General features: G+C 71.1%; 9 protein-coding genes and 1 pseudogene. 3 read left to right on the top strand and 7 right to left on the bottom strand.

What is annotated here, in order from left to right:
- Positions 1 to 94: 94 nt before the first annotated feature.
- Entirely contained in the window at positions 95 to 2710 is a 2616-nt protein-coding gene (gene pepN, locus AB0G56_RS30260) for an aminopeptidase N (RefSeq protein ID WP_360975337.1), read from the bottom strand.
- A 112-nt stretch (positions 2711 to 2822) separates the two neighbouring features.
- Between pepN and AB0G56_RS30255 the strand changes: the two genes are divergently transcribed.
- Complete coding sequence (locus AB0G56_RS30255) at positions 2823 to 3329, top strand: DUF1203 domain-containing protein (protein WP_360975334.1); 507 nt, start codon at positions 2823 to 2825, stop codon at positions 3327 to 3329.
- 51 nt (positions 3330 to 3380) lie between these two features.
- Here the strand turns inward: AB0G56_RS30255 and AB0G56_RS30250 are convergent, their stop codons facing one another.
- Complete coding sequence (locus AB0G56_RS30250) at positions 3381 to 4397, bottom strand: aspartate-semialdehyde dehydrogenase (protein ID WP_360975331.1); 1017 nt, start codon at positions 4395 to 4397, stop codon at positions 3381 to 3383.
- A 465-nt stretch (positions 4398 to 4862) separates the two neighbouring features.
- Positions 4863 to 8165, bottom strand: a complete 3303-nt coding sequence (locus AB0G56_RS30245; RefSeq protein ID WP_360975328.1) for a S8 family serine peptidase — start codon at positions 8163 to 8165, stop codon at positions 4863 to 4865.
- 378 nt (positions 8166 to 8543) lie between these two features.
- Here AB0G56_RS30245 and AB0G56_RS30240 point away from each other — a divergent pair, with 378 nt between their 5' ends.
- Positions 8544 to 9011: an NUDIX hydrolase gene (locus tag AB0G56_RS30240; protein WP_360975325.1), complete on the top strand. Its 468-nt coding sequence runs from the start codon at positions 8544 to 8546 to the stop codon at positions 9009 to 9011.
- Between the two features lie 123 nt (positions 9012 to 9134).
- Here the strand turns inward: AB0G56_RS30240 and AB0G56_RS30235 are convergent, their stop codons facing one another.
- The 3 genes and pseudogenes from AB0G56_RS30235 to AB0G56_RS30225 all read right to left on the bottom strand — a co-directional run bounded on the left by AB0G56_RS30235 (position 9135) and on the right by AB0G56_RS30225 (position 11169).
- Positions 9135 to 9848, bottom strand: a complete 714-nt coding sequence (locus tag AB0G56_RS30235) for an SDR family oxidoreductase (protein WP_360975322.1) — start codon at positions 9846 to 9848, stop codon at positions 9135 to 9137.
- 106 nt (positions 9849 to 9954) lie between these two features.
- Positions 9955 to 10240: pseudogene (locus tag AB0G56_RS30230) on the bottom strand (leucine zipper domain-containing protein); the annotation flags it as partial.
- Positions 10237 to 11169: an NADP-dependent oxidoreductase gene (locus AB0G56_RS30225; protein ID WP_360975319.1), complete on the bottom strand. Its 933-nt coding sequence runs from the start codon at positions 11167 to 11169 to the stop codon at positions 10237 to 10239. The gene AB0G56_RS30225 and the pseudogene AB0G56_RS30230, both read right to left, overlap by 4 nt.
- Positions 11170 to 11286: 117 nt before the next feature.
- Between AB0G56_RS30225 and AB0G56_RS30220 the strand changes: the two genes are divergently transcribed.
- Positions 11287 to 11853 (top strand): TetR family transcriptional regulator, encoded by a 567-nt coding sequence (locus AB0G56_RS30220; RefSeq protein ID WP_360975316.1) that lies wholly within the window; start codon positions 11287 to 11289, stop codon positions 11851 to 11853.
- 100 nt (positions 11854 to 11953) lie between these two features.
- Here the strand turns inward: AB0G56_RS30220 and AB0G56_RS30215 are convergent, their stop codons facing one another.
- Positions 11954 to 12652: a TMEM175 family protein gene (locus AB0G56_RS30215; protein ID WP_360975313.1), complete on the bottom strand. Its 699-nt coding sequence runs from the start codon at positions 12650 to 12652 to the stop codon at positions 11954 to 11956.
- Positions 12653 to 13049: the final 397 nt, after the last annotated feature.

The following is a 13049-nucleotide window of genomic DNA, read 5'->3' as shown; positions in this document are numbered from 1 at the left end:
GACCACGGGGGCGCCCAGCCGAAACCAGGCGCCCCCGAGAGGCCGTACCGCGCGTACCGCTCCTGTCGCGCGCAGCGCCCCGACCGCGCTGCCGCTACTTCGCCGCCGCGTCCGCCGCCTGGGCCTTCAGGGAGCGTTCGACGCCCGCCCGCGACTCGGAGACCAGCCGGCGCAGGGCCGCGCCCGGCGCGGCGGAGGCCAGCCACTCGTCGGTGCGGCGCAGCGTGTCCTCGGTGACCTGGACCGCCGGGTACAGGCCGACCGCGATCTGCTGGGCCATCTCGTGGGAGCGGGAGTCCCAGGTGTCCTTGAGCACCTCGAAGTACCGCTCGGTGTACGGCGCCAGCAGCTCGCGCTGGTCGGTCTGGACGAAGCCCGCGATGACCGCCTCCTGGACGGCGTTCGGGAGCTTGTCGGAGTCGACGACCGACGCCCAGGCCTCCGCCTTGGCCTCCTCGGTCGGCCGGGCGGCGCGGGCGGTGGCCGCGTGCCGCTCACCGGCGGCGGTCTTGTCCCGCTCGTACTCGCCGGCGATCTCCGCCTCGTCGAACCGGCCCACCGCCGCGAGCCGCTGCACGAACGCCCAGCGCAGCTCCGTGTCGACAGCCAGGCCCTCGATCGTCTGCGTGCCCTCCAGCAGGGCGTTCAGCAGGTCGAGCTGCTCGGGGGTGCGGGCCGTCGCCGCGAAGGCGCGCGCCCACGCCAGCTGGTGGTCGCTGCCGGCCTCGGCGGCGCGCAGGTGCGCCAGCGTGGCGTCGGTCCACCGGGTGAGCAGGGCGTCGCGGGCGGACGGGTCGGCGTACAGGTCGACGGCGAGCTTCACCTGGCGGTGCAGCGACTGCACCACGCCGATGTCGGACTCCTTGCCGATCCCGGACAGCACCAGCGACAGGTAGTCGCGGGTGGCCAGTTCGCCGTCGCGGGTCATGTCCCAGGCCGACGCCCAGCACAGGGCGCGCGGCAGCGAGGACGCGAAGTCGCCCAGGTGCTCGGTGACGAACGCCAGCGACTGCTCGTCCAGGCGGACCTTGGCGTAGGAGAGGTCGTCGTCGTTGAGCAGCACGACCGCCGGGCGGTGCCGGCCGGCCAGCTGCGGTACGGCGGTCAGCTCGCCGTCCACGTCCAGCTCGATCCGGCCGTCCTCGGCGCGCACCAGCTTGCCGCTCGCCTCGTCGAGGTCGTACAGGCCGATCGCGATGCGGTGCGGGCGCAGCACCGGCTCGCCCTTGGCGCCCGCCGGGAGGGCGGGGGCCTCCTGGCGGACCGCGAAGGAGGTGATGACACCCGCGGCGTCCGTCTCGATCTCGGGCCGCAGGATGTTGATGCCGGCCGTCTCCAGCCACTTCTTCGACCAGGTCTTCAGATCGCGCCCGGAGGTCTCCTCCAGCGCCCCGAGCAGGTCGGACAGGCGCGTGTTGCCGTAGGCGTGCCGCTTGAAGTACGCCTGCACGCCCCGGAAGAACTCGTCCATGCCGACGTAGGCCACCAGCTGCTTGAGGACGCTGGCGCCCTTGGCGTAGGTGATGCCGTCGAAGTTGACGAGGACGTCGTCCAGGTCGTTGATCTCCGCCATGATCGGGTGGGTGGAGGGCAGCTGGTCCTGCCGGTAGGCCCACGTCTTCATGGAGTTGGCGAAGGTCGTCCACGAGTGCGGCCAGCGCGAGCCGGGGGCGTGCGCCTGGCAGGCGATGGAGGTGTAGGTGGCGAACGACTCGTTCAGCCACAGGTCGTTCCACCACTCCATGGTGACCAGGTCGCCGAACCACATGTGGGCCAGCTCGTGCAGGATCGTCTCCGCGCGCACCTCGTACGCCGCGTCGGTCACCTTGGACCGGAAGACGTACTGGTCGCGGATGGTCACCGCGCCCGCGTTCTCCATCGCGCCCGCGTTGAACTCGGGCACGAACAGCTGGTCGTACTTGGCGAACGGGTAGGCGTAGTCGAACTTCTCCTGGAACCAGTCGAAGCCCTGCCGGGTGACCTCGAAGATCGCGTCCGCGTCGAGGAACTCGGCGAGCGAGGGCCGGCAGTAGATGCCGAGCGGCACCGACTGCCCGTCCTTCTCGTACACGCTGTGCACGGCGTGGTACGGGCCGACGATCAGCGCGGTGATGTACGTCGAGATGCGCGGCGTCGGCTCGAACACCCAGACGTCGTCCTGGGGTTCGGGGGTGGGCGAGTTGGACACGACGGTCCAGCCCTCGGGCGCCTTCACGGTGAACTGGAAGGTGGCCTTCAGGTCCGGCTGCTCGAAGGAGGCGAAGACCCGGCGGGCGTCCGGCACCTCGAACTGCGTGTACAGGTAGACCTGGTCGTCGACCGGGTCGACGAAGCGGTGCAGGCCCTCGCCGGTGTTGGTGTAGGCGCAGTCGGCGACGACGCGCAGGACGTTGCGGCCCTTGAGCAGGCCGGGGAGCGCGATCCGGGAGTCCGCGAAGACCTCCGCCGGCTCCAGCGCGTCGCCGTTGAGGGTCACCTCGTGCACGGCCGGGGCGATCAGGTCGATGAAGGACTCGGCGCCGTCCTCGGCGACGTCGAAGCGCACCGTGGTCACGGACCGGTAGGTACCTCCGCCGCTCTCGACTTCGTCCGAGCGGGAGGTACCCCCACCCTGAGCGCCGGAGAGGTCGAGATCGATCTCGTACGAGTCAACGGTGAGCAGCTTCGCCCGCTGCTGCGCCTCTTCGCGAGTCAGGTTTGTGCCAGGCACGCGGTCATCTCCTCGTGATGTGTGGATTGCGTCATCCTTCCATGCGACCCGCGCCCGACGCGACGACCGATTTCCGCCGGTGGACGGCGTTCGAACACGCGAGCCTTGAGCCATGACGACAGCGGAGGAAACGCGAGAGAAGACGGGCCTCGGCGCCCGCGCCATCGACCCCGCCGTGCTGGCGGACCTGCGGGAGCGGGACGACGCCGGACGCCCGGCGGAGCCGTTCACCGACGAGGAGGGCGGCGCGCCGCTGCGCTGCTGCCTGCGCAAGAGTGAGCCCGGCGAGCAGATCGCGCTGGTCTCCTACGCGCCGCTGCGGCGCTGGGCGGCCGGGACGGGCGCCGCGCCCGGGGCGTACGACGAGCAGGGGCCCGTCTTCGTCCACGCGCGGGAGTGCGCGGGACCGCAGGGCGCGGGCCTCGCCTTCACCGGCGCCCACCGCGTGGTGCGGCGCTATTCGGCCGGGGGGCACATCCTGGGCGGGCGGCTGGTGGAGGCCGGCGCCGCGCACTTCGACGCCGCCCTCGCGGAAGCGTTCGACGACCCGGCCGTGGCACTGGTCCACGTCCGGGCCGTCGAGTACGGCTGCTTCCTCTACGAGGTGCGCAGGCCCTGATACGAGGTGCGCAGGCCCTGACCGCCGGGGCGAGCGGCGGTCGGCGGGCGGTCAGCCCTTCAGCTCGGCCGCCACCAGTTCCGCGATCTGCACCGCGTTCAGGGCCGCGCCCTTGCGCAGGTTGTCGTTGGAGACGAACAGGGCCAGGCCGTTGTCCGCCGTCTCGTCGCGGCGGATGCGGCCGACGTAGGACGGGTCCTGCCCGGCGGCCTGGAGGGGGGTCGGGATGTCGGAGAGGACGACGCCCGGGGCGGCGGCCAGCAGCTCCGTGGCGCGCTCCACGCTGAGCGGACGCGCGAAACGGGCGTTGATCTGGAGGGAGTGCCCGGAGAAGACCGGGACGCGCACGCAGGTGCCGGAGACCTTCAGCCCGGGGATCTCCAGGATCTTGCGGGACTCGTTGCGGAGCTTGTGCTCCTCGTCGGTCTCGTTCAGGCCGTCGTCGACGAGGTTGCCGGCGAAGGGGAGCACGTTGAAGGCGATGGGGCGCTTGTAGACGGCCGGCTCGGGGAAGTCCACGGCCGCGCCGTCGTGGGTGAGCCGGTCGGCGTCCGCGACGACCTTCTGGGTCTGGCCGTGCAGCTCGGCGACGCCCGCGAGACCGGAGCCGGACACCGCCTGGTAGGTGGCGACGACCAGCGCTTCGAGGCCCGCCTCCGCGTGCAGCGGCTTGAGGACCGGCATCGCGGCCATCGTCGTGCAGTTCGGGTTGGCGATGATGCCCTTGGGGCGGTCGAGGATCGCGTGCGGGTTCACCTCGGACACCACCAGCGGCACGTCCGGGTCGCGGCGCCAGGCCGAGGAGTTGTCGATCACCACGGCGCCCTGCGAGGCGACCTTTTCGGCCAGCGCCTTCGAGGTCGCGCCGCCCGCCGAGAACAGCACGATGTCCAGGCCGGCGTAGTCGGCCGTCGCCGCGTCCTCCACCGTGACGCCGTCCAGGACCGTCCCGGCCGAGCGGGCCGAGGCGAACAGGCGCAGTGCGGTGACGGGGAAGTCGCGTTCCGTGAGGATCCTGCGCATGACCGTGCCGACCTGACCGGTGGCTCCGACGATTCCGACCCTCACGGTGTCTCCCTTGGCGTCTGCTGTACGTGCGTGTGCCGTGCGTGTCGCCCGGCCGCGGCCTTTCCATCATGCGGCCGACCCCGGCCCAGGTGTCCAGTTCTTTGCGCCGCGTGCCGGGGAACGTCCCGCCGAAAGGGACGGGTCCGGCCGCCGCGCGGTTGCGGTTCTGCGGCGCGCACCCCGGGTGAGCTGCAGAAATTCGCCCGTCCTGGGGTGCGGACCGCAAGCTGTGCTGATCCGTGCCTGCCCGGCCGCCCCGGTCGTATACGACGATGTGACATACGCAACGGCACGGGCGCCGACGCGCCGCACAGCGGCACGGCCCGGCACGGCCCGGCACGGCCCGGCACGGCCCGGGCGGCCTGGGACGGCCGGGGACGGCGAAGGGCGGGCGCCCGCACGCACGGACGCCCGCCCTGTGACCGGTGCCGGTGGGCTACGGCAGCCTCCGGCCGGTGCCGCCGGCTACGGCAGGACCTTGCCGATCTTCACGCTGCCGGTGCCCGCGACGGTGCCCCGCGCGTTCACCAACTGCACCTGCCCGAAGAACTCACGTCCCTGCGGTGCCTGGGCCGCGGCGGTGACCTGGCCGGTCACCGTCGCCGAGGCGCCCGTGCCCAGCTTCACCGGGGCCGACCCGTCCACCGCCACCGTGCCGAGCGCGGCGGAGAAGAACACGTCCCGGTAGTCGTAGGCCGTCGAACCGGACGGCACCGAGTACGCGGCGACCTCCACGGTGTACGTGCCGGCGGCCGGCGACGTGATCGACACCGACTCCTCGGAGTCGCCGTCCGCGGACTTCGCGACCTCCTTGCCGCTCGCGTCGTAGACGACCAGGTCCAGGTCGGCGGACTTGTCGGAGACACCGCCGATGGCGACGTCGAGCGACTGGGCGCCCTCGGGGACGGTCACGGTCGTGGTCTGCTTCTCCCCGCCCTTCACGGTGGGGCGGTCCGACTTGGCGGAGCCGAGGGGGCCGCCGGTCAGCCGGCCGTCCAGGGCGGCGTGGGTGTTCGTGACCTTCCAGGAGGCGGCGACCGGCGTGCCGGCCTTCGCCTCGGGCACGGTCACGGTCTGCGGGTCGAAGGCCGCGCCCAGCACGGAGACGTCCAGCCGGTACGGGTTGTCGAGCAGCGGCGAGGTGCGGCGCGCCTCGACCTCGACCTCCCACACGCCCGGCTGCGGGTCGGCGTAGGAGCGGACGTCGGGCTTGCAGCCGTTGCCGTCGAGGTAGTTGCTGTAGCAGTACGGGGTCGAGGTGTTGTCGACCGGGACGCCGTAGGGGTGGACGGCGATGAAGCGGGTCTGGCTCTTGTCCTTCAGCCCGCCGATCGCCACCTCCAGCGACTTCGCGCCCTCGGGCACGGTCAGGAAGTAGGAGCGCGTGCTGTTGCGCTCCACCGAGGACGTGTCGGAGTAGGTGTACCGGACCGGGTCCGCGACCACGACGGTGGTGAGGATCTGCCGGTCGACGCCGGTGGTGAAGGGGTCGTCGACCTCCAGGATCGCGCTCTTCAGACCCGCCGAACGGGGAGCGGCCTGCACCTTGACGGTCACCGGCTCGTTCAGCGGCAGCCGCACGAGGGGCGAGCCGACGATCCGGAAGGTGTGCTCGGCGTTGTTCGCGATGCGCAGCGTGTGCCACACCGCCCGGTCCGGGCCGGAGGTACGCGTGACGGTGACGTCGTAGGTCTTCTTCTGGCCGGCCTTCAGACCGCCCTCGCGGTCGTAGAGGCCGGTGCCGGAGCCGGGGGTCTTCAGGGCGTAGTCGATCGCCGTGTCGACCGGGGCCCGGACCGTGTACTCGTGGGCGTCGGCACCGTGGCGGATCGCCTTCCAGGCGTCCACGACGTCGATGCGGCCGGCGCCCTCCTCGTAGGCCTGGGCGCCCGGGATGTGGTGGGCGGTCGAGGTGAGCGCGGTGCGCAGCTTCGCCGGGGTGAGGTCGATGTGCCGCTGCTTGGCGGCGCTCAGCAGCAGGGCGGAGGCGCCGGTGGCCTGCGGGGAGGCCATCGAGGTGCCCTGGAGCATCGAGTAGCCGGCCGGCAGGGAGTAGCCCGCCTCGGCGACCGGGGAGCCCGGCAGCCAGGTCTGGGTGGTGTTGATCGCCGCGCCGGGCGCGACCAGCGTGGGCGTGAAGCCGCCGTCCTCACGTGGGCCGCGCGAGGAGAACGGCATCATCGCGTACCGGGCCCGCACGCCGGAGCCGTAGTTCGCGGCCCAGGTCTCCTTGGAGATGCCGGCGCCGACCGAGATGACCTTGTCGGCCAGGCCGGGGTCGCCGATGGTGTTGGCGCCGGGGCCGGAGTTGCCCGCGGAGATGACGAGCTGGACGCCGTAGGTGTCGATCAGACGGGTGTACAGCTCGGCGCGCGCGTTGTTGCCGTCGTTGAGGGCCGGCAGGCCGCCGATGGACATGTTGACGATGTCGACGCCGCGGTCGGCGACGAGGTCGATCATGCCCTCGGTGAGCGCCACGTTGGTGCAGCCGCCGCTCCAGGTGCAGGCACGCGAGGAGACGATCTTGGCGCCGGGGGCCGCGCCGTTCATCTTCCCGCCGAACAGGCCGTTGGCGGCGGTGATGCCGGCGACGTGCGTGCCGTGCTCGGACTCGATGACGCCGATGTTGACGAAGTCGGCCTTCTTGCCCATCCAGGACCCGCCGTAGGGGTCCATCGGCACGTCCTTGCGGATCTGCACGACGAAGGGCTGCCGCTCGACCACGTCCGTCTTCGGGTCGTCGGTGCCGAACCAGCCGACCTGGAAGCCGTCCTTGTACGGCTTCATCGGCGTGTCGTCGGTGAAGTCGTTGTTGTTGTTCAGGTCGACGCGGACCGTGCCGGCCGCCGGGTCGTACAGCAGGCCCCAGGAGTCGGTGGTGTCGCCGTCGCGGTTCGCGTCGCCCTTGGCGTCGCCGCCCGCGGTCGCGGACTCCTTGAAGGTGCTGATCTGGTACGAGCCCGCCGGGGCCTTCCAGCTCTGGCCGCCGTAGCTGAAGGTGGGCCCGGAGACCGCGTTCACCATCGGGCGCCAGGTGGCGTCGCCGTCGATGATCGGGTCGGTCGCGGTCACCCAGTCGACGATCTTGCGCTCGCCGGTGGTGGTGCGCTGCAGGGCCGGGTGGCCGAGGTCCACGCCGGAGTCGAGGATGCCGATGGTGACGCCCCGGCCGTCCGCCTTCGCGTCGCCGCGCACGAAGTCGACGGCGCCCGTCTCGAAGGACGGGTTGTACGGGTTCGCGGCGGGCGTGTTCTTGCCGGGCGCGGGGTAGGAGGCGCTGTCGCTCTTGCCGTTCTTGCCCTGCGCGTCCTTGGCGGTGCCCGGGGCCGGGTCGTCGAGCGGTATCTCCTGGCGCAGGTCGATGGCGTGCACCGTGGACAGCTTCTCGGCCGCGGCGATCACCGAGTCGGCCGCGGCGGTCGGCACGGTGGCGCGGACGTAGCCGAGCTTGTCGTGGGTGCGGCCGACCGAGCCGCCCCTGACCGCGTCCAGCTGCCGGGTGACCTGCTCGGTCTGGCCCGGCGCGGTCGCGATCATCATCGTGACGTTCTTGGCGCCGTCGGCCTTGGCCGTGGCGAGCAGGTCGGCGTCGTCCGCGCCGAGTTTGGCGCTCGCCGACCTGACGGACGGGTCGGCGGGGGCGGGGCCGTCCTGGGCGGCGGCCAGGGGCAGCGGTCCGGCCGCGCAGAGCGCGGCCACCACGCCGGTGGCCGCGGCGATGCGGGCCAGGCGTCTCGCGCCCGGGGCGCGGGGGGAATCAGAGGTCATCGGCATCCCTTGTCGGTGGAGAACCAGGCGGGGTGCGACCGAAAGTGATCGCAGTCGTCCGGAATTCGGAGCCGGACGATCGCTCAGCTTTACTCAAGAGGACAAAGTTTGGGAGGAGTTGACCGAGGCGGGATGGACGCATGGCGTGATCCCGCCATGCGCCACGGGGCACACATGACCCCGAACCCCCACTATTGGGCGCATGTCGCGAAGGGGTGAACGCGCCTGGTGGCGACCCGCGTTCGAAGGGTGCCCGCCGCCGGCCGGCCACATGCCCGTCGGCGTACCTCCTCTTGACGGTCCGCGGAGGCACGGCCGCCGCCCCCGCGCGCGCCCGAAGCGCCCCCGGCCGCCCCCGCGCTGCCGTAACGTCTCTCCATGCGTGAGGAGTTGCGGGTGGCGGCCTACGCCGTGTGTGTGCGGGACGGGCGGATGCTGCTGGCCCGCTGGGTCGCGCGGGACGGCGCACGCCGGTGGACGCTGCCCGGCGGCGGCATGGAACACGGCGAGGACCCCTACGACACCGTGATCCGCGAGGCCGAGGAGGAGACCGGCTACGCCGTCGAGCCGGTCGCCCTGCTCGGCGTCGACTCCATCCGGCGCACCTACCCGAGGCCGCTGGGCAGCCACGCCGACTTCCACGGGCTGCGCATCGTCTACGAGGCGCAGGTCACCGGCGGCGACCTGCGCCACGAGACCGGCGGTTCGACGGACATGGCCGCCTGGCACGACCTGGACGCGGTGCCGGAACTCCAGCGGGTCGGCCTGGTCGACGTGGGACTGCGGCTGTGGCGGGAGCGGCCCGCCGCGGGGCGCGTGCCCCCGGACGCGGCTGCCGGGGCCTAGCTTGGTCGTGTCCGGGGTCATGGCAGCCGAAGCCGTAGGCCGGCGAGGGCGACCAGGGCTTGGTGGTGGGGGGCTCGTTCGTCGTACCGGGTTCCTGGTCGGAGCCGGGTGAGGGGGTGCGCGTCAGGGACGGGTGTGAATGCCGATGCCGCCGGAGACGGTGAGGTTGTCGCCGGTGATGTAGCCGGCGGCGTCCGAGGCGAGGAAGGCCACGGCTTCGGCGATGTCGGCGGCAGCGCCGACGCGTCCGAGCGGGATGCCCTGCCCCCAGGAGTCGATCGTTTCCCGGGAGATGCCCATCCTGCTGTAGGCGGGGGTGTCGATCACTCCTGGGCTGATGGCGTTGACACGGATGCGACGGGGGGCGAGTTCGAGCGCGAGGGACCGCACGAGAGGCAGCAGGGCGCCCTTGGCGGCTGTCATGGCGGCCCCCATCCCTTCGCCGGCGCCCACGGTGAACACGATGGAGGCGCCCTCGCTGAGGAGCGGGAGGGCCTTTTGCAGGGTGAAGAAGTTGCCCTTGACGTTGACGTCGAACAAGGCGTCGAAGGCGTCTTCGTCGGTTGCTTCGATCGGGCCGGGGCGTGAGATGCCCGCGTTGAGGAAGAGCAAATCGAGGGAGCCGAACTGGCGGCGTGCCCGGTCCATTGCCTGGTCGATGTCCGGCAGGGACCGTGCGTCGGCCCGCACGACTGTGATGTCTTCGGGAAGCCCGGTGGGGGCGAGAGTGTCGAGGCCGGTGACCATGACGCGGTATCCGCGGGTGTGGAGCAGTTCAGCGGTCGCTTTGCCGATGCCGCTGGTTCCGCCGGTGATCAGAGCTGCAGGTGCGGACATGATGCGTTCCTTTGCGTGTTCCCGGGAAGCGAAGGGGGATGGCCCAGCGGTCCAGGCCGTGGGGCGGAGGAGTGTGCTGCAACGACCACTCGGATGTGCGGGAGATCTGCTCGCGTCGCTGCGCGCAGATCCGTTCCTCCACGTGGGCGGGTGTGCCGTGTGGAGTGGCTCGGGGCCGGCTCGTGCGGTCGCACAGGCCCGCATCGCCCTCGGCTCGCCGGTGCCGAAACCCACTTGTGGGCCGTAGCCCGGGAGATGCCCGTCTCGTCAGCGATGTGGGCGACGGAACGTCCGGCCCGGAGACGGTCGAGCAGGAGCCGGCGGCCGTGAACGGTCGGCCGGGCATGGGGAGGTGACGCCTGGGGAGGTGACGCCGATGCCCCTGCGGTTATTCGGTCGTGATGACGAGCTTGCCGCCCTTGGGCGTGCCGTTGCGTTCGAGCTCTGTGAGTGCCGCGATCGCTTCCGCGAGTGGCACCGTGCGGGCGATCGGCACCCGCAGTGTGCCGCGTCCTGCGGCGCGCGCGACCTCCCCGAGGTCCTCCGTGACGGGTCTGGTGATCAGGACGTTGTACGGGCCCGGCAGTGCGCTCTTTGCGAGGTTCGCGGGGGTGGGGTGGATGCTGACGATGCGTCCGCCTGGCTTCAGCATCTTCTTCGCTGCGTCGGCCCGGAGCGTGTCGGCAGTGTCGACGACGAGGTCGAATCGGCCGCTGAGCGTCGTCGGGTCGAAGTCGAATTCGACGATCGGATCGAGGCCGAGGTCGCGCGCGTCTCGCGTGGCGGTGGCGCGGCAGCTGCCTCCCACCGAGGCGCCGTGCGCCAGCGCGATCTGGGCGCCGGCTCGGCCGACTCCACCGAGGCAGCCGTTGATGAAGACCGATTGCCCGGGCTGCAGCTTGCCCTTCTTGACCACGGCTTGGAGTGCGGTGAGGCCAACGGTCGGGATGGCGGCGGCCTCCTCGAAGGAGAGCTCCGCGGGCTTCTTCACAACCCCTTTTTCCGCGGCCAGGACCATCTCGGCGAAAGCTCCCGATGCCTTGATCGACGCCCCGCCGAGCACTTCGTCGCCGACGGCGAGCCGAGTGACGCCCTCGCCGACCGCCTCGATGACGCCCGCGAAGTCGTAGCCCAGGGCGCGCGGGAACTTCCGCCCGGTCACCATCTTCATGGCGCCGCTGCGGATACCCCAGTCCATCGGATTGGCCGCGGCTGCCCGCACGCGGACCAGAACCTCGCCGGAACCAGGACGAGTCGGCTCGAAATCCTCCAGACGCATGACTTCGGGTCCGCCGTACTGGTGGTACTGGATGCGCTTCATCGATGCCTCCACGAGTGATGTCATCAGCTGACATGACTCTACCACGGCGATGTCACCGAGTGACATCACGGCGGGCGGAGCGGGGTGTCACGAGGTGTCATCACCTACACTCTCGGCATGGGACGGTGGAAGCCTGGGGCCGGTGACCGGCTGCGCGAGGCCGCGCTGTCGCTCTATCTGGAGCGCGGCTTCGAGCAGACGATGGTGGCGGACATCGCTGAGCGGGCGGGCGTCACCGCTCGCACGTTCTTCCGGTATTTCGCCGACAAACGCGAGGTCCTCTTCGACGGTTCCTCAGCCCTGGAAGAGAAGTCGCTGGCTGCTCTTGAGGAGTTGCCGACCACGACGTCGGCGCTGGATGCTGTCGCGGCCGTACTCGAAACCGTGGCCCGGACGGTGGGTGGCGACCGTGAGCTCGCCCGGAAGCGACAGGCCGTGATCATGGCCAACGCCGATCTCCGCGAACGCGAGTTGATCAAGCTCACCTCCCTGTCGGCCGCCCTGGCCGACAGGTTGCGACAGCGAGGCATCGGCGACATCGAGGCCGGCCTGGCCGCCGAGACCGGCATCGCGGTGTTCCGCGTCGCCTTCTCGCGATGGGTCACCGCTACCGAGGATCACGACTTGCAAGACGTCATTCGCGAGACGTTGGACCGACTGCGGGCCCTGGCCGCCGGCGGCTGAACCGCATTCCGGCTCGCCCGCCCACGCCCGTCGATCCCCGAGCGCGGGGCAGATGCCCTCAGGGCTCAGACGGGTACCGGGGCACCGGCCGTTCCAGTGGTCAGCGCGAGCGGCGCCGGCCCGTGAGGCGCACCCGCCCCGGCAGGATCAGCAGCAGAAGGCTCCAGTACTGCAGCACCGGTACGGCGAGGGCGATGGCGAACGCGACGACCACGGCGATGACGTTGATGTAACTGTCGGTGTACAGGTGCGCGGTCCTCCGGCGGGTCTCTTCGCCGTCCCCCTCGACCATGGCCGGGTTGCCCTTGAGGATCTTCAACATGGCCAGTCGGCACACCATGCCGACCAGGAGCACCGCGTAGTAGAACGCCGCCACGAACCGGTCGCGGCCGAAGGCGCCGATCATCTCCGTCGGGAGCGGGAGCACGACGACCGACAGCAGCCACCCCATGTTCCACACCGTCAGGGAGCGGGTGGCCTTGATGACCGTCGAGAAGGCCCGGTGGTGCTCCCGCCAGATGTTCGCGACGACCGCGAAGCTGAGCAGGAAGCTCCAGACCTGGTCGAGGTGACCGGTGATCACCTCGCTGGCGCCCTCGTGGGCGGACGCGGCTTCTGGGACGAGGTCCACCAGCGGCAGGATCAGCAGGGTGATGGAGATCGCGGTCACCGCGTCGGTGAACAGCACCAGCCGCTCCCCCGAGACACCCCCCTCGATCCTGTCCGGCGCGGGAACCGACGGCTCTTCGGGACCGACCCGTCCTGTTCCGGTCTCGTCGATGACGCCTCTGGCACTCACGTGTTTGCACCTCTCCGTTGTCATGCCCGCCGCACCTGCCGTCGCTCCCGGGCCCTGCTGGTCATGGACGTTCCGACGAACTGCGCGGACTCCACCCATGGCGACAGCGAGAAGTCGACGGAGCCCGCAGCCGCTGCCCCCCTGCGCACAGGGTCGTCGTGTCGAGGCGCGGGTGATCGGAGCGTTCGGATTGTCTATTGGTTGTTCAGGTTCGATCTTCGGTGAGCCCTTGAGGAGCCCGACTCACCGACTGAGACTACGTCTTAGCCGGGAAGACGGGTGAACTCATTGCGCAGGTCGGCGATGAGGCCGTTGCCGTCGAGCTGGGCGTGCTCCACCCCGGCCACTGTCATGAGTCGGCCGTCCGCCATGCGGGACGCGGCTGCCCACTCGGCCC

Source organism: Streptomyces sp. NPDC021356, from assembly GCF_040641015.1.
GTDB lineage: Bacteria > Actinomycetota > Actinomycetes > Streptomycetales > Streptomycetaceae > Streptomyces.
This window is presented reverse-complemented; position numbering and strand designations above follow the sequence as displayed.